This is a genomic window from Pseudomonas sp. St316, from assembly GCF_018325905.1.
GTDB lineage: Bacteria > Pseudomonadota > Gammaproteobacteria > Pseudomonadales > Pseudomonadaceae > Aquipseudomonas.
Genome location: NZ_AP021901.1, coordinates 5,374,618 through 5,393,236, shown reverse-complemented (window position 1 = coordinate 5,393,236; position 18,619 = coordinate 5,374,618). Strand labels below are relative to the sequence as shown.

General features: G+C 59.8%; 19 protein-coding genes. 16 read left to right on the top strand and 3 right to left on the bottom strand.

The genetic code is table 11. From position 1 onward, the window contains the following. Positions 1-8: 8 nt before the first annotated feature. From fghA to rpoS, 7 genes are all read left to right on the top strand, one after another. On the top strand, positions 9-854 hold the full coding sequence (gene fghA / locus KI237_RS24120) for an S-formylglutathione hydrolase (protein ID WP_212797359.1): 846 nt from the start codon (positions 9-11) through the stop codon (positions 852-854). 43 nt (positions 855-897) lie between these two features. After that, on the top strand, positions 898-1,371 hold the full coding sequence (gene ispF, locus KI237_RS24115) for a 2-C-methyl-D-erythritol 2,4-cyclodiphosphate synthase (RefSeq protein WP_212797358.1): 474 nt from the start codon (positions 898-900) through the stop codon (positions 1,369-1,371). Then, positions 1,368-2,426 carry a tRNA pseudouridine(13) synthase TruD gene (gene truD, locus KI237_RS24110; RefSeq protein WP_212797357.1) on the top strand — a complete coding sequence of 353 codons (1,059 nt, stop codon included), beginning with the start codon at positions 1,368-1,370 and terminating at the stop codon, positions 2,424-2,426. Before ispF ends, truD begins: the two co-directional genes overlap by 4 nt. Then, on the top strand, positions 2,414-3,163 hold the full coding sequence (surE, locus tag KI237_RS24105; protein ID WP_212797356.1) for a 5'/3'-nucleotidase SurE: 750 nt from the start codon (positions 2,414-2,416) through the stop codon (positions 3,161-3,163). The genes truD and surE overlap by 13 nt, the downstream gene beginning before the upstream one ends. 41 nt (positions 3,164-3,204) lie before the next feature. Continuing rightward, the gene (locus KI237_RS24100; RefSeq protein WP_170862085.1) at positions 3,205-3,840 is read left to right on the top strand and encodes a protein-L-isoaspartate(D-aspartate) O-methyltransferase; all 636 of its coding nucleotides are present in this window, start codon (positions 3,205-3,207) and stop codon (positions 3,838-3,840) included. Positions 3,841-4,051: 211 nt separating this feature from the next. After that, positions 4,052-4,897, top strand: a complete 846-nt coding sequence (locus KI237_RS24095) for a peptidoglycan DD-metalloendopeptidase family protein (protein ID WP_212797355.1) — start codon at positions 4,052-4,054, stop codon at positions 4,895-4,897. 106 nt (positions 4,898-5,003) lie between these two features. Next, positions 5,004-6,011, top strand: coding sequence for an RNA polymerase sigma factor RpoS (gene rpoS / locus KI237_RS24090; RefSeq protein WP_003198289.1), 1,008 nt, complete (start codon positions 5,004-5,006; stop codon positions 6,009-6,011). Between the two features lie 534 nt (positions 6,012-6,545). Here rpoS and fdxA read toward each other — a convergent pair. The 3 genes from fdxA to KI237_RS24075 all read right to left on the bottom strand — a co-directional run bounded on the left by fdxA (position 6,546) and on the right by KI237_RS24075 (position 10,709). Then, on the bottom strand, positions 6,546-6,869 hold the full coding sequence (gene fdxA, locus KI237_RS24085) for a ferredoxin FdxA (protein ID WP_212797354.1): 324 nt from the start codon (positions 6,867-6,869) through the stop codon (positions 6,546-6,548). A gap of 142 nt (positions 6,870-7,011) precedes the next feature. Beyond that, positions 7,012-9,579 carry a DNA mismatch repair protein MutS gene (mutS, locus tag KI237_RS24080; protein ID WP_212797353.1) on the bottom strand — a complete coding sequence of 856 codons (2,568 nt, stop codon included), beginning with the start codon at positions 9,577-9,579 and terminating at the stop codon, positions 7,012-7,014. 770 nt (positions 9,580-10,349) lie between these two features. Next, a complete protein-coding gene (locus KI237_RS24075) occupies positions 10,350-10,709 on the bottom strand; it encodes a DUF6124 family protein (protein ID WP_212797352.1) in 360 nt (119 codons plus the stop codon). A gap of 743 nt (positions 10,710-11,452) precedes the next feature. Between KI237_RS24075 and KI237_RS24070 the strand changes: the two genes are divergently transcribed. The 9 genes from KI237_RS24070 (at position 11,453) to KI237_RS30635 (ending at position 18,617) form a co-directional block, all read left to right on the top strand. Then, positions 11,453-12,187 (top strand): LexA family transcriptional regulator, encoded by a 735-nt coding sequence (locus KI237_RS24070; protein ID WP_028237204.1) that lies wholly within the window; start codon positions 11,453-11,455, stop codon positions 12,185-12,187. A gap of 490 nt (positions 12,188-12,677) precedes the next feature. Further along, entirely contained in the window at positions 12,678-13,106 is a 429-nt protein-coding gene (locus KI237_RS24065; protein WP_212797351.1) for a hypothetical protein, read from the top strand. A gap of 132 nt (positions 13,107-13,238) precedes the next feature. Continuing rightward, positions 13,239-13,589, top strand: a complete 351-nt coding sequence (locus KI237_RS24060) for a phage holin family protein (protein ID WP_135843944.1) — start codon at positions 13,239-13,241, stop codon at positions 13,587-13,589. A 36-nt stretch (positions 13,590-13,625) separates the two neighbouring features. Further along, positions 13,626-14,138, top strand: a complete 513-nt coding sequence (locus KI237_RS24055) for a hypothetical protein (RefSeq protein ID WP_212797350.1) — start codon at positions 13,626-13,628, stop codon at positions 14,136-14,138. A 3-nt stretch (positions 14,139-14,141) separates the two neighbouring features. Next, entirely contained in the window at positions 14,142-14,753 is a 612-nt protein-coding gene (locus tag KI237_RS24050; RefSeq protein WP_212797349.1) for a phage baseplate assembly protein V, read from the top strand. Positions 14,754-14,764: 11 nt separating this feature from the next. Continuing rightward, complete coding sequence (locus KI237_RS24045; protein WP_212797348.1) at positions 14,765-15,097, top strand: phage baseplate protein; 333 nt, start codon at positions 14,765-14,767, stop codon at positions 15,095-15,097. After that, a complete protein-coding gene (locus KI237_RS24040; protein WP_212797347.1) occupies positions 15,094-16,089 on the top strand; it encodes a baseplate J/gp47 family protein in 996 nt (331 codons plus the stop codon). Before KI237_RS24045 ends, KI237_RS24040 begins: the two co-directional genes overlap by 4 nt. Next, positions 16,086-16,721 carry a phage tail protein I gene (locus KI237_RS24035; RefSeq protein WP_212797346.1) on the top strand — a complete coding sequence of 212 codons (636 nt, stop codon included), beginning with the start codon at positions 16,086-16,088 and terminating at the stop codon, positions 16,719-16,721. Before KI237_RS24040 ends, KI237_RS24035 begins: the two co-directional genes overlap by 4 nt. Then, the gene (locus KI237_RS30635) at positions 16,722-18,617 is read left to right on the top strand and encodes a phage tail protein (RefSeq protein WP_249410663.1); all 1,896 of its coding nucleotides are present in this window, start codon (positions 16,722-16,724) and stop codon (positions 18,615-18,617) included. The last annotated feature ends 2 nt before the right edge of the window (positions 18,618-18,619 follow it).

Genomic DNA, 18,619 nt, shown 5'->3' with positions numbered 1-18,619 from the left:
GGTCGGTCATGAGTCTGGAAAACATCTCCTGCCAGAAAAGTTTCGGCGGCTGGCACAAACGTTACCGGCACCGTTCCGAAGTGCTCGGTTGTGACATGGTGTTTGCCGTGTACCTGCCGCCGCAAGCCGAGCAGGGCGGCAAGTTGCCCGTGCTGTATTGGTTGTCCGGGCTGACCTGCACCGACGAGAACTTCATGCAAAAGGCCGGTGCCCAGCGCATGGCCGCCGAGTTGGGCCTGATCATCGTTGCGCCAGACACCAGCCCCCGTGGCGCCGATGTGCCGGGCGATCCGGACGGTGCCTGGGACTTCGGCCTGGGGGCGGGCTTTTATCTGAACGCCACGCAGGATCCGTGGGCACGGCACTATCGGATGCATGACTACGTGGTGCAGGAATTGCCGGCACTCGTCGAAGCGCATTTCCCGGCTTCGGACAGGCGTGGCATCAGTGGTCATTCCATGGGCGGTCATGGCGCGCTGGTCTGCGCCTTGCGCAACCCGGGGCGTTACCGTTCGGTGTCGGCTTTTTCGCCGATCAACAATCCGATGGATTGCCCTTGGGGCCAGAAGGCTTTCTCTCGTTACCTGGGGGAAGACCGTTCGAAATGGCGTGAATGGGATGCCTGCGCCTTGATTGCCGAGGCCCAGGAAAAGCTGCCCCTGTTGGTGGACCAAGGCGATCGCGATGATTTCCTGGCCAACCAGCTCAAGCCCGAAGCCCTGCAACAAGCGGCCAAGACTGCCAACCATCCGTTGCAACTGCGCCTGCAACCGGGCTACGACCACAGTTATTTCTTCATTGCCAGCTTCATTGTTGACCACTTACAGCATCATGCGCGCGCTCTAAACGCCTAATGCAGGTAGAATCACGCCCTGACAAAAATCGGGGCGTTTTTTTATGCGTATTGGCCACGGCTACGATGTTCACCGTTTCGCTGAAGGCGACTTCATTACCCTGGGCGGCGTGCGGATCGCACACGGCTTCGGGCTGCTCGCGCATTCTGACGGTGATGTCCTGCTGCACGCCTTGAGCGATGCCTTGCTCGGCGCGGCTGCCCTGGGTGACATAGGCAAACACTTCCCCGACACCGACCCGCAATTCAAGGGCGCCGACAGCCGCGTGCTGCTGCGTCATGTGGTCTCGCTGATCCATGCCAAGGGCTGGAAAGTCGGCAATGTCGATAACACCATCGTTGCCCAGGCCCCCAAGATGGCGCCGCACATCGAAGCGATGCGCCAGTCGATCGCCGAGGATCTTCAAGTTGAGTTGGACCAAGTGAACGTGAAAGCCACCACCACCGAGAAGCTTGGCTTCGTCGGTCGCGAAGAAGGCATTGCCGTCCATTCCATCGCCTTGTTGCTGCGCTCATGACCGAATTGGAATTGTTGGGGCCACGTGCCTACGGCGAGTCACTGGGTCGCGCGGTACTCAAAGCCACCGCTGAAGACTTCCAGGTCGATGAAGTGCTCGACATCCCGTTGACCGGCGATGGCGAGCACCTGTGGATCTGGGTTGAAAAGCGTGGCTTGAACACCGAAGAAGCGGCCCGGCGAATCGCCAAGGCTGCCGGCGTGCCGTTGCGCACCGTCAGCTACGCCGGGCTCAAGGACCGCCAGGCCCTGACCCGCCAGTGGTTCAGCGTTCAGTTGCCGGGCAAGGCCGATCCGGACCTGTCGGCGGCAGAGAACGACACGCTGAAGATCCTAAAGACCGCACGCCACAGGCGCAAGCTGCAACGCGGCGCGCACTCGGCCAATGGCTTTACCTTGCGCCTGACCCAGTTTACGGGCGACGCGGCGGCGATCGATGCGCGTCTACAACAGATTGTCCGCCAGGGCATCCCCAACTATTTTGGCGCCCAGCGTTTCGGCCACGACGGCGGCAATGTCGTCGATGCCCGGGCCTGGGCGGCGCGCAAGGCGTTGCCGGAACAGCGCAATGTGCGCTCGCGTCTGTTATCCACCGCCCGCAGTTTTCTGTTCAACCGGGTGCTGGCGGCGCGGGTCGCCGACGGTACCTGGCAGCAAGCCCAGGTGGGCGATTTGCTCGCCTTCACCGACAGTCGCAGTTTCTTCCCGGCCGGCGAGGCTGAGTGCAGCGACCCGCGCCTGGCGATCCTCGACGTGCATCCGACCGGGCCGCAGTGGGGCGAGGGGCCTTCGCCTGCCGCCGGTGCGACGTTCGAACTGGAACAAGCCATCGCCGCAGGCGAAGCCGATTTACGCGACTGGTTGATAAACGCGGGAATGAGTCACGAACGTCGCATCCTGCGACTGCCCATTGGCGGGCTGTCGTGGCATTATCCCTCGCCTGACATTCTGCAACTGGAATTCGTCCTGCCGGCCGGATGTTTCGCCACTGTCTTGGTGCGCGAACTCGTCGATCTGGTGCCGGTGGGGCAGACGGACAGCCCATGCGTATTCTGATTTCTAACGACGACGGGGTGACTGCACCCGGTCTTGCCGCGCTTTATGCTGCGCTGGCGGATTTTGCCGAGTGCGTGGTCATCGCCCCGGACCAGGACAAAAGCGGCGCCAGCAGCTCGCTGACGCTCGACCGTCCGTTGCACCCCTGCTACCTGGATAACGGTTTCATCAGCCTCAACGGAACACCGACCGATTGCGTGCACCTGGGCCTCAACGGCCTGCTGGAGCGAGAGCCGGACATGGTGGTATCGGGGATCAACCTGGGCGCCAACCTGGGGGATGATGTGCTTTATTCCGGCACGGTCGCCGCGGCCCTGGAGGGGCGCTTCCTGGAAAAGCCTTCGTTTGCCTTTTCGTTTGTTTCACGCCAGGTCGACAACTTGCCTACCGCCGCCTACTTCGCCCGTAAACTGGTCGAAGCCCATGGCGAGCTGGACCTGCCGCCACGCACCGTGCTGAACGTGAATATCCCCAACCTTCCACTCGATCACATCCGTGGCATCCAGCTCACTCGCCTGGGCCATCGTGCCCGCGCCGCCAAGCCGATGCACGTCGTCGACCCGCGCGGCAAGGCCGGTTACTGGATCGCTGCGGCCGGTGATGCCGAGGACGGTGGGCCGGGCACTGATTTCCATGCGGTGATGCAAGGTTATGTCTCGATCACGCCGTTGCAACTGGACCGCACCTTCAACGACGCCTTTGGACATCTCGATGGCTGGCTGGAGGGGCTGCGCTGATGGCTCGTGAGCAAGACGATATGCTGCGCCGCGGAATCGGCATGACCTCCCAGCGCACCCGTGAACGACTGATCCAGCGTCTCTACGAAGAAGGCTTGTCCAACGCCCAGGTGTTGGAAGTGATTCGCCGCACACCGCGCCATCTGTTCGTCGATGAAGCCCTGGCGCATCGCGCCTATGAAGACACGGCGTTGCCGATCGGCCACAACCAGACCATTTCCCAGCCATACATGGTGGCCCGCATGAGCGAGTTGCTGTTGGAGGCGGGGCCGCTGGACAAGGTGATGGAGATCGGTACCGGCTCGGGTTACCAGACGGCGGTGTTGTCGCAACTGGTCGAGCGGGTGTTTTCCGTAGAGCGGATCAAGGTACTGCAGGATCGCGCCAAGGAACGCCTGGTTGAGTTGAACCTGCGCAACGTGGTGTTTCGCTGGGGCGATGGCTGGGAGGGATGGCCGGCTCTGGCGCCGTACAACGGCATCATTGTGACCGCGGTGGCCACCGATGTACCCCAGGCCCTGCTGGATCAGCTTGCCCCCGGTGGACGACTGGTCATTCCGGTGGGCGCCGGTGAAGTCCAGCAACTGATGCTGATCGTGCGTGAAGAACACGGTTTTTCGCGACACGTCCTGGGGGCGGTACGGTTCGTGCCGTTACTCAATGGACCGTTGGCCTGAGCATTTATAAACAGACGCTGAATTCCGTGGCCTGGCCTGTGTCTTACAGCGGCACCGATTTGCTGAACAGAGTCCAACGGCGTCGAGCAAACGTGTGCGGCGACACGTTGTGCTTCATTAATAGAGGCGCTGTCGTTGCCAGCTATATTTATATGAGTTCTGCCTGGACAGGCAGTTTCCAATTTTTCAGCCACCACAAAGGGAGCGGCGGGTGAGTCTCACAGTCATTGCGCAGCGTATGGGTATCACGAGCTTTCAGCGCCTGGTGACTGGCCTTGTCTTGAGCACTTTGCTGGTCGGATGTTCCAGTACGCCGTCGAGTAATGTCCGGGTTGTCGATCGCAACAGTGCAGCACCTCAACGTCCTACAGTAACGACCGGCCAATATGTAGTCCGTCGCGGCGATACGCTGTTTTCCATCGCTTTCCGCTACGGCTGGGACTACAAAGCCCTCGCGGCGCGTAACAACATTCCTGCGCCTTATACGATTCACCCCGGTCAGACAATTCGCTTTGATGGCCGTAACGGTTCAACGCCTACCGCGGTGGTGACGCAGTCGGGTTCGACCCCTTCTTCGTCGAGTAAAACCACGGTCATTCGCCGGCCGGCGGGGGCTGAAACGGCGACAGTACCGTCCGTCGCGAGCAAACCAGCCCCCGCTCCGATGCCTCCGGCAGGCCCCGCCCCGACAGGCTGGGGATGGCCTTCTAATGGCGTTCTCATTGGAAAATTCTCTTCAAACGGTAGTTTGAATAAAGGAATTGATATCGCCGGGGATTTGGGACAGCCTGTTTTAGCCGCGTCTGATGGCACGGTTGTGTACGCCGGGAGTGGTTTGAGGGGCTACGGCGAACTCGTGATCATCAAACACAGCGATACCTACGTCAGTGCCTACGGCCACAACCGCAGGCTGTTGGTTCGGGAGGGGCAGCAGGTCAAGGTCGGACAGACAATTGCCGAAATGGGATCGACGGGAACAGATCGGGTGAAACTGCACTTTGAGATTCGCCGACAAGGTAAACCAGTAGATCCGCTGCAATTCCTGCCACGGCGTTGATTTGATTGTCAGCCTGTTCCGTCACGTAGAGGGAACAGGCTCCAGCGTTGCCAAGGATAAAGGCGTCGCTTGAGCTTGAGGTCGAACTCACCAAAGGACTATAACAATGGCTCTCAGTAAAGAAGTGCCGGAGTTTGACATCGACGATGAGGTTCTCCTTATGGAGACCGGCATCGCTATGGATTCGATGTCGAATGATGAAGGGGCGACTCCACCTTCCGTTCGTGCCAAATCCAAACACTCCGCTTCACTTAAACAACATAAGTACATCGATTACACCCGGGCGCTTGACGCCACTCAGCTGTACCTCAACGAAATCGGTTTCTCGCCGCTGCTCTCCCCCGAGGAAGAAGTTCATTTTGCGCGGCTGTCGCAAAGTGGCGACCCGGCCGGTCGAAAACGCATGATTGAAAGCAACCTGCGCCTGGTGGTGAAAATCGCCCGACGCTACGTCAATCGTGGACTTTCACTGCTGGACCTGATCGAAGAGGGCAACCTGGGCCTGATTCGCGCCGTCGAGAAATTCGACCCCGAACGCGGCTTCCGTTTCTCGACCTACGCCACCTGGTGGATCCGCCAGACCATCGAACGTGCAATCATGAATCAGACCCGGACCATCCGGTTGCCGATTCATGTGGTCAAGGAGCTGAATGTCTACCTGCGGGCTGCCCGTGAGTTGACCCAAAAACTCGACCATGAACCTTCACCCGAAGAAATCGCCAACCTGCTGGAAAAACCGGTAGGGGAGGTCAAGCGCATGCTTGGGCTCAACGAGCGGGTCTCTTCGGTAGACGTCTCGCTGGGGCCGGACTCGGATAAGACCCTGCTGGATACCCTGACCGACGATCGTCCGACCGATCCTTGCGAGTTGCTCCAGGACGATGACTTGTCCCAGAGCATTGACCAGTGGCTTTCGGAACTTACGGACAAGCAACGGGAAGTGGTGATTCGCCGCTTCGGCTTGCGCGGTCATGAAAGCAGCACGCTTGAAGATGTGGGCTTGGAGATTGGTTTGACCCGTGAGCGGGTCAGGCAGATCCAGGTGGAAGGTCTCAAGCGTCTGCGTGAGATCCTGGAGAAAAACGGCTTGTCGAGCGAGTCGCTGTTCCAGTGACATAAAGCTCAGTGCAACAGCAAAAGCCCCGACTGGTTCGGGGCTTTTTCGTTTGTGAGCATGGGCCGTGGTCCAGGGGGCACCACATTCTTGTGGCGAGGGCGGCCGGTGAGTGTTCCCACGCTTATTCTATTTATAGATTTAGCGTGTAAGCCTTTGCCTAGTGTTACGTAAGCGATTGGTTTCTCATCGGCGGGACAGACCGCTATAAACGCCGTGATATTTTTATATTTAACTGATTTATAAGGGGAATTTTCTGATGAATGTAGTGTGACAGAGCCGGCCACCTGTATCAGCCGCGTTGCACTCGCCCGGGAAAACACTAATATCAGCCCTGTGTCGACGGACAGACACACCCGTCAAGGACGATGGGAAGGAAGGACATCGCAGGACGCGATTCATCAGGATGATGAAAAGGATTAAAGGGATTAGGGAAAAAATGTGGGCGGGTCAAACCGCCCCTTTTTTTTGCCTGCGATTTTGTTCCAGGCAGCAAAAAGGCCCGCAAGGGGCCTTCTCAGCGAACGATGGTAATCAGCGTTCCAGGTCTGCGATCTTGCCAGTCTTGCCATCCCACTCTTCAGCGTCAGGCAGCGCGTCTTTCTTCTCGGTAATGTTCGGCCAGATGTCCGCCAGTTCGGCGTTCAGCTCGATGAAGTTCTCCATACCGGTCGGCACTTCGTCTTCCGAGAAAATGGCATTCGCCGGGCATTCCGGTTCACACAGGGCGCAGTCGATGCACTCGTCCGGGTGAATGACCAGGAAATTCGGCCCTTCGTAAAAGCAGTCCACCGGACACACTTCTACGCAGTCGGTGTACTTGCACTTGATGCAGTTGTCGGTGACGACGAAGGTCATTTCTAATTCTCTCCTCAGGCGGCGGCAGCGAAGCCCCTTCACGGTGGGGTCGCCAGGTTTGGGAGCGATAGTCTGCGAACCAGGCTAATAGTTCGCAGCATCCCAAACCGCGCGCGATTCTAACAGCTTGAAAGCCTGTGTGTTAGATCCGTGTCTTCAATGTATAGAGTAAATCCAGTGCCCGACGAGGTGTCAGGTCATCCAGATCGAGCTTGGCCAGTTCATCGAGTACCGGATGCGGCAGGCTGGCGAACAGGTCGCTTTGCTGCGGTGCGGCCGGTTTGCCTTTGGTCGGGCGCGGCGTTTCGTGGGGCAGGCTGGTGGTTTCCAGGCGGCTCAGGTGTTCACGGGCACGGGTAATGACTTCACTTGGCACACCGGCCAGTTGCGCCACCGCCAAGCCGTAGCTCTGGCTGGCCGGGCCGGGCAGCACGTGGTGCTGGAACACGATGCGTTCGTTGTGCTCGGTGGCATTGAGGTGCACGTTCGCCACCAAAGGCTGGCTTTCCGGCAACACGGTGAGTTCGAAGTAATGGGTGGCGAACAGCGTGTAGGCCCGCAAGTGCGCCAGGCGTTCGGCCGCTGCCCAGGCCAGGGACAGGCCGTCGAACGTACTGGTGCCACGTCCGACTTCGTCCATCAGCACCAGGCTGCGTTCGGTGGCGTTGTGCAGGATGTTCGCGGTTTCGCTCATTTCCACCATGAACGTCGAACGTCCGCCGGCCAGGTCATCGCTGGAGCCGATCCGGGTGAAAATCCGGTCCACCAGGGACAATTCGCAGCTCGCCGCCGGCACGAAGCTGCCAATGTGGGCCAGCAGCACGATCAATGCGGTCTGGCGCATGTAGGTGGATTTACCGCCCATGTTCGGACCGGTGATCACCAGCATGCGGGTGTTGTCGTCCAGGCTCAGGTCGTTGGCCACGAACGGCGTGCTCAGTACTTGCTCGACCACCGGGTGACGGCCTTGGCTGATGCGCATGCACGGTTCGCTGACGAAGCGCGGGCAGTTGAGGTCCAGGTTCAGCGCGCGCTCGGCCAGGTTGCTTAGCACGTCCAGTTCCGCCAGGGCGCCGGCGGTGTCCTGCAAGGGCGGCAGTTGGCTGATCAGATCTTCGAGCAGCGCTTCATAGAGCATCTTTTCCCGAGCCAGGGCGCGGCTCTTGGCCGACAGCGCCTTATCTTCGAACGCCTTGAGTTCCGGGGTGATGAAACGCTCTGCGCCCTTGAGGGTCTGGCGGCGGATGTAATCGGCCGGGGCTTGCTCGGCCTGCTTGCTCGGCAACTCGATGAAGTAGCCGTGGATGCGGTTGTAGCCGACCTTGAGGTTGGCCAGGCCGGTGCGGGCTTTTTCCCGGGCTTCGAGGTCGATCAGGAACTGACCGGCGTTTTCGCTCAGCGATTGCAACTCGTCGAGTTCGGCGTCGTAGCCGGTTTTCAGCACGCCGCCGTCACGGATCACTGCCGGTGGATTATCGATGATGGCTTTTTCCAGCAGCGCGGCCAGCTCCGGATAGGTGCTGGTGGTGCGCGCCAGTTGCTGCAGGTGCGGCGCTTCGAGGTCGGTCATCGCCACTTGCAGTTCGGGCAAGGCGCCGAGGGCATCGCGCAGGCGTGCCAAGTCGCGGGGACGGGCGTTGCGCAGGCCGATACGGGCGAGGATCCGCTCGATGTCACCGATTTCCTTGAGCTGTGGTTGCAGTTGCTCGAAGCGATAACGGTCCAGCAGGCAGGTGATGGAAGTCTGGCGCGCCAGCAGCACCGTCAGGTCACGCAGCGGACGGTTCAGCCAGCGGGTGAGCAGGCGGCTGCCCATGGCGGTCTGGCAACGGTCGACCACCGATTGCAGGGTATTGTCGCGGCCGCCGGCCAGGTTGGTGTCCAGTTCCAGGTTGCGGCGGCTCGCGCCGTCCAGCACCACCGTGTCATCCAGGCGCTCGTGACGCAGGCTGCGCAAGTGGGGCAGGGCGGTGCGCTGGGTTTCCTTGGCGTAGGCCAGCAGGCAACCGGCGGCGCCAATGGCCAGGGTCAGGTTCTCACAGCCGAAGCCCTTGAGGTCTTGGGTGGAGAACTGCTGGCAAAGACTTTTCAGCGCCGAGTCGCGCTCGAAATCCCACGGCGCCCGACGCCGCACGCCACGGCGTTTTTCTGCCGGCAGGTCTTTGGGCCAGTCATCCGGGATCAGCAGCTCCACCGGATTGACTCGCTCGAGCTCCGCCAGCAGGTTTTCCCAACCCTTGATCTCCAGCACCGAGAAGTTGCCACTGGTGATGTCCAGCACGGCCAGGCCGAACAGGCGCTCATCCCCCAGCACTGCGGCGATCAGGTTGTCCCGGCGTTCATCCAGCAGGGCTTCATCACTGACCGTACCCGGGGTGATGATGCGTACGACTTGGCGTTCCACGGGCCCTTTGCTGGTGGCCGGGTCGCCGACTTGCTCGCAAATCACTACCGACTCGCCCAGCTTGACCAGCTTCGCCAGGTAACCTTCCGCCGCGTGGTAAGGAATCCCACACATCGGAATTGCCATGCCCGCCGATTGCCCACGCGCCGTCAGGGTGATGTCCAACAACTTGGCGGCCTTCTTCGCGTCCTCGTAGAAGATTTCGTAGAAGTCGCCCATGCGGTAGAACATCAGCTGATCGGGGTGCTGGTTCTTCAGGCGCCAGTATTGCTGCATCATCGGCGTGTGGGAGGACAGGTCGTTCACGGCTGTATTCATCGGTGTCAGGCAAGCTCGTTGAAAGGTGTGGGGCAAAAGGAGGGCGGCGGCCCGGGCTTTTCCGCGATGGGCGCAAGGTTAACATGGGTGGTCGGGGGCGACCCATATGTGAGTGGTTTTGGACGGGGTGTATATCCGATTCTTCGGTAACGGCTGCTTATGGTTCCGCCCTGACGGCGGGTCACTTTCGAAAAGCCGGAATGCCGGCCCAGGCGAAAGTAACCAAAGCGCTTTTGCCCCACCACTCGGTGCCTCGCCTAGGCTCGGCATGCCTGAACGAAGGCATTGCTCCATGGGCCGCCGCGAAGGGCCATCCATGGCCCAGCGCGGCTAACCCGGCATTCATGCCGGGTTGCCCACTGCGCAACACCTTCGTTCAGCCAGCGTGGTTAATGGGGCGCCCGAGATCAACGTCCACCGCGAGGCGGCCTGACAGCCGGCCTGGCTCTCCCGGTCGTACACCCATCAAATCTGTTGTGGGAGCAAAGCTTGCTCGCGAGGCGGTCTGATAGCCGACCTGGCTCTCCCGGTCGTACACCCATCAAATCTGTTGTGGGAGCAAAGCTTGCTCGCGAAGCGGTCTGATAGCCGACCTGGCTCTCCCGGTCGTACCCCGATCCAATTGTGGGAGCGAGCTTGCTCGCGATGACGGCAGCCAATACAACTTAGTTGTAACTGAACTACCGCTATCGCGAGCAAGCTCGCTCCCACAGTGATTACTCGGGCTTCTCTTAAATCCCGGTTTGCATCACGGATGCCTACCTCGGATCGACTACATCCAACGCTCGATTCGCGAGCAACTGGCTCAGCTCGATCATCTGCTGGACCCCCAGGGCGATATGCCGCCGCGAGCCCTTCAGGTCGAATGCCAGGTCGCTGACCATGGCATTGGTCGAGGCCAGGGTTTCGCTGAGATTGGCGAGCAGGCATTCGGCATCGACGTTAGGGGCGATGACGAAAAGGGTGTCGAGGGTGTCGCAGGTTTCTTTGTCGGCTTTTGGTTTGAGGTAATAGTCCAGGGCGCGAGTGGCCGCGTCGTCGAGTTTCTTGGCGTTGGCCGATTGGCTGCGGGAGACGTGATCGTCTGGGGTGGGGGGATTGGACGTGTTCTTGCTCATGATTCTTGGATCCTCGAAGTGAGAGCCACCACCGATTCGCTACTAAACGAAGTGGGTGGCAGCTGTACGCAGGTTAGTAGACCGGGGATCCAAGAAACCGGCGCACCCGAGGGCGCCCTGCGCACAGCTACCATTGAGCGCAGGAGAAGGAATACCTGACTGAATGGAGCAATGAACATCTTGGATGCCGAGCTACTAAACCCGATCACTGATGGGCAGTGACGAGAACCAAAGTACCGGTGGGATCCAAGATGGACAAGCCGGCGGATTCTGGCGTAGTTGTAGGCAGAGGCGCAAGACGACGTAGCCTGGTGCCGCACAATTGAAGGACGCGGATCGGGCGATTTCCCATGAGGTTGTAGGGAAAATTTCGGATTGATCCGTGGCGAGGGAGCTTGCTCCCGCTTGAGTGCGAAGCGCTCACAAAAAAGCTGGCTGCCCTACGTAGCCAGAGACAGCGTTGGATCATCTTGCATTGATGTTGAATGCGCTGCCGTCATCGCGAGCAAGCCCGTTCCCACCTATGTTCCGGGGTTGTTATAGACATCGCGTCCACCGCAGATCCTCTGTGGGAGCGAGCTTGCTCGCGATAGCGGTAAGTCAGCCTGTATTGATGTTGAAGGCTCCGCCGTCTTCAATACGCGGTCCGACACGCCCCAGATGTGAGCGATCTCATCATTGATATGCACGTTTATGCAAAACAGCATTTGTCTTCTGCGAAAAGAACAAGCACTATGCGCGTTATGCAAAAACGCAACGTTTCTACCGTATTAAGAGCATTGCTCGACCAGCACGGGATCTCCCCCACGGAGCTTCACCGGCGTACCGGCGTGCCTCAGTCCACCCTCTCGCGGATCCTCAGCGGCAAGATCGTCGACCCTTCGGATAAACACATCTCGAAGATCGCCGAATATTTTGCCGTGAGCACCGACCAGCTGCGCGGGCGCGCGGACGTTGTGCCCGTCGGCAATGCCCGCCGCGACGAGCCGCATTCCGAACTCAAGGACATAAGCCTGTGGGACGACGAAACACCCGTCGAGGAAGACGAGGTCTCGGTCCCTTTTCTGCGCGAGGTTGAATTGGCTGCTGGATCAGGAAGATTCGTCATCGAGGAAAGCGAACGCTCAAGTCTGCGCTTCGGCAAGCGCAGCCTGCGCCACAACGGTGTGCAGTTCGACCAGGCCAAATGCGTGACGGTGCGCGGCAACAGCATGTTGCCTGTGCTGCGCGACGGGGCCACGGTTGGGGTGAACGCAGGTAAATGTGGGATCGGCGACATCGTCGACGGTGACCTCTACGCCATCAACCACAATGGCCAATTGCGGGTGAAGCAGCTTTATCGCCTGCCCACTGGCATTCGCCTGCGCAGCTTCAACCGTGATGAACATCCGGACGAGGACTACACCTTCCAGGAAATGCAGGATGAGCAAATCGTCATCCTCGGTCATGTCTTCTGGTGGGGCATGTACGCCCGCTAACCCCCCCGCTGTCAGATAAAACCCGCCGCCGTGCGGGTTTTTTTTCGCCTCCTGAAAACTCCCAACACCCGTGTTTACGAGGGTTAAATGCGTTTGTGCATTTCGCGCGCATAAATAAATGCATTTATGCATTGACTGTATATGCATCCATGCATATTCTATGTCCAAGCCGCTCGACAAAGCGGCTGGCAACGAAGCTCTTTAGTTCCACCAACAGGCAGCGATGAACCGGCCTTAACGGTTCAGAGGGTTGGCAACTGACCCGGGTGTGCAGCGTAAAGCACCAGAAGCAGTTATCCGGCGGGCAGGGACCGCGGTCGGAAAAACAATTTGAATGGATCCGTACCGCGCCAGTCGCGCCGAAAGATTAAGCGCATTACTGAAAAGCCTGGGCGACCGGGCTTTTTGGAATGCCTGTGCCGTGAGGTGCTTCCGATAAAGATTCCTATCAACGTCCCAACAAAGCTACTTACCTAAAGGAAGTCAGTTAATGAAAAAAATGCTCAGTGTGCTGATCGCAGCAGTCCTGGCCTCCCAGGCCATCCAAGCCATTGCTGAAACCTCACCTGTCGGTTCCTGGCAATTCGCTTCCTACCACGTTCCGGGCGGTGGTTTTTTCGCCAACCAAACGATCTGTTTCAAAGCAGACAACACCTGGTACTCGAGCTCGCAGGCCGGCTGGAAGGGCGCATGGTTCCAGAACGGAGAAGACCTCCAATGGAACGGGAGTGTGCCAATGCCGGGTGCAGGGAGCGCCAACAATCTCGCGACCATTGCCATGGGTAAGGTCGTTGCCGTGGGGTCGATGTCGGGCAACTACGCGGAATGGGCAGCCCCCAGCGGGCTACCGCTGCCTTGGGACCGGCACTACACCTACACCATGACTTACAAAGGCGCGACCTGCGCTGCGCCAAAGTGATGTAAGCCCCCAATTACCTGAAAAACGCTTGAACGCCGTTTCTAGCGATTTAGTGGGTTTCACCGACCCGCATCTCATTCCATTTCAAAAAAACTTACCCGTCCAATATTAATCATCCCCAGGAAACGAGACATGACAAACGAGCAACAAGCGTTGCTGGACATGCCGATCTGGCTGGTCATCGTGCTCGCCCTGGTGGGCGGGGTGTCCGGCGAGATGTGGCGCGCCGACAAGGAGGGCGCCCGCGGCTGGTCGCTGTTGCGGCGCCTGGCCTTGCGCTCCGGTGCCTGCGTGGTCTGCGGCGTGTCGGCAACCATGCTGTTGTACGCCCTCGGCATGTCGATCTGGAGCGCCTGCGCCCTGGGTTGCCTGACCGCCATGGCCGGTGCCGATGTGGCGATCGGTCTTTACGAGCGCTGGGTCGCCAAGCGGATTGGCGTCTGCGAAGTGCCACCGCGGGACGTTCCTCCCGACCAGCCATGAATCGACATTGTTGATCCATACACAAGGAGGCGATCAATGCCCGTCCTTATCGAAAAACCGTCGCAGCTGTTCGCCGCCATTGCCCAGACGCTGCGCGCCACTTATCCGACTTTGAAAATCGGCAGCCCTCAGGATTTTGATGGCACCGACGACCAGCCCTGGGTGCTGATTGCCATTGAACGTGATGCGTCAGGCAACCGCGCCAACGACGGGCGTATCGCCCATGTCCTGACGGTTTCCCTGCAGGTGGTCATGGCCGTTCCGGGATGGGAAGCGTGCGACCTGGCCGGTGAGCTGAAACACCTGGTCGTGGACAACCGCTGGGGACTGTCGGGCGACCAATGCGATCTGCCCACGGAGATCGATGGTCTTGCGTCCACGTTCATCAGCCCGGCACGGACGTACACCGCCTGGACCCTTTTATTCCACCAAACCTTGTACTTGGGCCCGACGCTGCTGGAGGACCCGTTGGGCATCCCGAAATTTGCCCGTACCTGGGAAGTCTCGAACATCGACGACCCGGACCAATACACCGCACTCGAGGGCTGAGCCATGTTTGATGCGCTGCTACGGATGCATCTGGGGCCGATCATCGAGCGTCTGGCGCAGATGGAAACCGAGCTGGAAGACCTGCATCGGCGGGCGGAGAGTTTCTGCCGCATCGGCGTTTGCCAGGAGGTCGACGCCGCCAGCAACACCTGCAAGGTCAGCCATGGCGGTCTGCTGACCCCGGCGATCCGTTTTTTCAACCCGAGCGCCGGGACCCAGAGCGAGTCGCGGATTCCGTCCGTGGGCGAGCAATGCCTGTTGCTCAACCATGGCGGCGGTGAGAGCGGTGGACAGGCGGTGGCGCTGTTCGGCCTCAACGGCGGTCAGTTCCCGCCCGTCTCGACCCAGGCCTCGCTGACGCGTCGCCTCTATCAGGACGGTACGGAAAACGGCTACGACCACGGCAGTCATGTCCTGCACTGGCAAAACGGCCCGGCGACGTTCAGCGGTTCCCGCGAAGCCCTGCAGTTGAACATTGGCCTGGCGCGGCTGGCGATGACGCCCGATGCCATCGAATGGCAACTGGGCGCCGTCGGCATTCGGCTCGACGCCTCCGGTGTGCACCTGAGCGGCCCGGTGGTGGATCACCAGGGACGTGTCATCAGTACCGCATAAGAGATTTCCCCATGATTGGAATCGATCGAAATACCGGCGTCACGGTCGACGACTGGCTGCAGTTCGTGCAGCGCGCCACCCGGGCCCTGACCACACCGTTGGGCACTCGCCAGAAGCGTCCGCTGTATGGCTGCGCCCTCACGCAGTTGCTGGGGCAGAACCTCGGCGACGACCTGCTGATCCTTGCCCAGAGCCACGCGGCCCAAGCGTTCTACAACCCGGACAACGGCATCGATGATTTTGAACCGCAGATCATTGTCGCCAGCCGACACGGCGCCGGCTTGTTGTTGCGTTTCGCCGGCACCTGGAAAAACCGCAAACAGACTTTCGAGGTGGTGACATGAGCATGTTGATACCCGGCCAGAACCAACTGGCGGAACCGGCCATCGTCACCGTCGAAGCGTTCGAGGATTTGCTCGCCGAATTCAAGACCTTCGTGGTCGAGTACGTCGGTGCCCGTTCGCCCGCCAGCGCGGCGAAGCTGGTGGACAGTCTCGAAAACCAAAGCGAATTGCTGACCCTCGCCCTCGAGGCGTTCTGTGTCCGCCTGCAAACCCACGAACGCAAGTACAACGCCCGCATCCAGCAGATGCTGGCGTGGTGGGCCACGGGCAGCAACCTCGATGCGCGGCTCGCCGACATGGGCTTGGAGCGCCAGTTGCTTGATCCCGGTGATCCTGCAGCGTTTCCGCCCGTTCCCGCAGTCTACGAGAGCGACGATGACGCCCGGTTGCGCTACTACCTGGCCCCCCATGCCCCGGCGGCCGGCTCGCGCATGCAGTATCGGCGGGAGATTTTTACCTTGGGTGAGCGGCCCGTCGTGAAGGTGGAAAATGCCTCGGCGGGCGTGGTAACGGTTACCTACACCTTCGACCCGGATGGCTATGCGGCGCAGGTCAAGGACGGCAATGGCCGCCGCACTGCGCCAGGCGAAGTCACGGTCACGGTGCTGTCCCGAGAGGGCAATGGCACACCGTCCGAGGCGCTGCTCGACGGCGTTCGCGAGCATTTCGCTCGGCCTGATGTGCGACCGGAAACGGATCGGGTCATCGTCCAGGCCGCGCAGATCAAACCCTACAAAATCCGTGTCGTGGCGAAGATCAATGCCGGCCCGGATTCGGGGTTGACTCAGGTTGCCGCCGAGCAGCAGTTGCAGGCATATGCCCAAGCTTGTCATCGCCTGGAAGGTCGGGTGGACCCGAGCTGGATCGACTACACGCTGCACAGCGCGGGCGCGGTTCAGCTGCAGATTCTCGAGCCGCTTGCACCGATCGTGACCACGGCTTTCCAGGCGCCGTATTGCACGGGTATCGAGGTCGAGGTGGATACGTTATGAGTGACGACACACCTCACCCGAGCCTGTTGCCGGCCAACAGCTCACCGTTGGAACGAGCGCTCGATCTGGGTTTCGCCCGGTTGCTCGAAGGCATCGATCCGCCGTTTCCCGAACTGATGAACCCGGCGACCACGCCCCTGGCATTCCTGCCGTATCTCGCGGCGGATCGTGGGGTCAACGAGTGGAGCTCCGCGGCACCTGAGGCGCAGAAGCGCCTGACCGTTGAGCTCGCCTGGCCCACCGCCCGGCAGGCCGGGACGCGAAAGGCGCTGGAAAATGCCGCCAAGGGTTTGCAACTGATGCCTGAAGTGCGCGCCTGGTATGAGCAAACGCCACCCGGCCCGCCCTACAGTTTTTCCGTCAGGGCATTTACCGAGCAGCCCTACAGCGAAGAAATCGACGCCCGCCTTGACCGGCGCCTGGCCGACGCCAAGAGCGAACGCGACACCTTGACGGTGTCGGTCGGCTTGAGTGCCTCCGGTCGCCACGTCATCGGGGCCGCCACGGTGTGCGGCGAGCTGACCACGGTTTATCCGATTGTCATCCAGGGCCTTGAAGCCTCGGGCCAGTCCTTCATGGCTGCAGGGCTCTACACCGTCGAAACTTCCACTATTTATCCACAGGGGTCCTAAATGGCCGACTACTACACCCTGCTTACCGACGCGGGGATTGCCTACGAAACCGCCTGCAAGGCGACGGGCGTACCGATCAAACTGTCACAGATTTCCGTCGGCGACGGCGGCGGCGCGGAATACAACCCGGCTGCAACAGCGACGGCACTCAAGCGCGAAGTGTGGCGCGGGCCATTGAACGCGCTGTTCCAGGATGAGAAAAACCCGAGCTGGTTACTCGCTGAGGTCACCATCCCACCTGAGGTGGGTGGCTGGTATGTGCGTGAGGCCGGAATCTGGACCGATACCGGGATCCTGTACGCGATCGTCAAGTATCCGGAGTCGTTCAAACCGGTGTTGGCGACGTCCGGTTCGGGCAAAGAGTTCTACATCCGGTCGATTTTCGAGACCAGTAATGCTGAGCTGGTGACGTTGCTGATTGACGATACGGTGGTCAAGGCGACGCGGGCTTGGGTTGCCGGCTATGTGGCTGACGAACTCGCCAAGCTCGACAACAAGCAATCTGTGCGGGTGGCAACGACAGCCAATATTGTCTTGAGTGGCGCGCAGGCGATCGATGGTGTTGCGGTGATCGCCGGGAATCGTGTCTTGGTCAAATCCCAGACTTTGGCGAAAGACAACGGTATTTACGTTGTCGCGAACGGCGCTTGGGTTCGGGCAAAGGATGCCGATGCGAGTGCCGAGGTGACTTCGGGGTTGATTGTCTCGGTGGAGGAGGGCGCGACGCTTGCCAATACGATCTGGCAGTTGATTACCGATGGTTTGATCGTACTGGGCACTACGGCGTTGGCGTTTCAGAACATCACTCAAGGGTTTGCGCCGCTCAATTCGCCCGCGTTGCTGGGCGTCCCGACGGCTCCGACTGCACCGGTCAGCAACAACAATCAGCAACTCGCGACGACTGCGTTTGTGCAGCGTGCGCTCGGTAACCATTCAAGCATTGGTGGGCTGGACGCGAGTACCGTTCTGACCACAGATGCGTTCGGTAAGTCGTTCATCATCAATTCGGCGAATCCGGTGAATATCACTTTGCCTAAGGCAAGCACGGGGTTCAATGGCGGCACTATCAATCTGCTGAACGTGTCGACCGGTACTGCAACCATCGTCCTGCAAGGTACGGATTATGTGGCGGGTATTGCTGCTAATCAGTTGGTGCTCAATACACTGGATAGCATCACTCTGTCGACTGGCGCGGGTATTACCTGGTATGCGGAGAACGGATCGGTCCCGGATGCGTTGTCTACTGCAATGAGGAGGCAGGCAAGTCCGCTTGATCTGACTGCCGGCGTACTTATGACCGTCGGCGCCTTTGGCGCTGGTCGAGGATTCTTGAGAACTGAAGTTGACATGGATAATTATCTGGTCCCCGGTAATTATTTGACCCCTTTGGCTGGTTTGCTAAACATCCCGCTCGGCTGGTCTCCGTCATTACGCTACAGCCTTGTTGTCGAGGGCTATGCCAGTAACAACTACCTGGTTCAGCGAATCACTGGAGGTCTATCCAGCGGACAGACGCCGATCTTTGCCGTGCGTGTCATGCAAAACGCGGGAGAGTGGACGGGTTGGTTGGTAGGGGTCACCAGTGATGATTTTAAAGTTTCGGTAGGCGCGAGTGGATATCAGCATTATCCGGGTGGACTAATTCGCCAATGGGGAACCTTCAATGCGGCCTCTGCGATTGCTGGCGGTGCTTATACAACGCTAACAATCACGCTGCCTAAAGCGTTTCCAAATGGGCTTCTTTCCGGTTCGGGGACAGTCCATAGTCAAGGTTTGTCGAATGCTCAGCCCCGGCCTAACGGCACCTCCAAGAGCACTATCTTGGTCTGTGTGAATAACAACTCTGCCGTTTCACTCAGCAATACCGTTGGAACTTGGGAATATTGGGGATATTGATC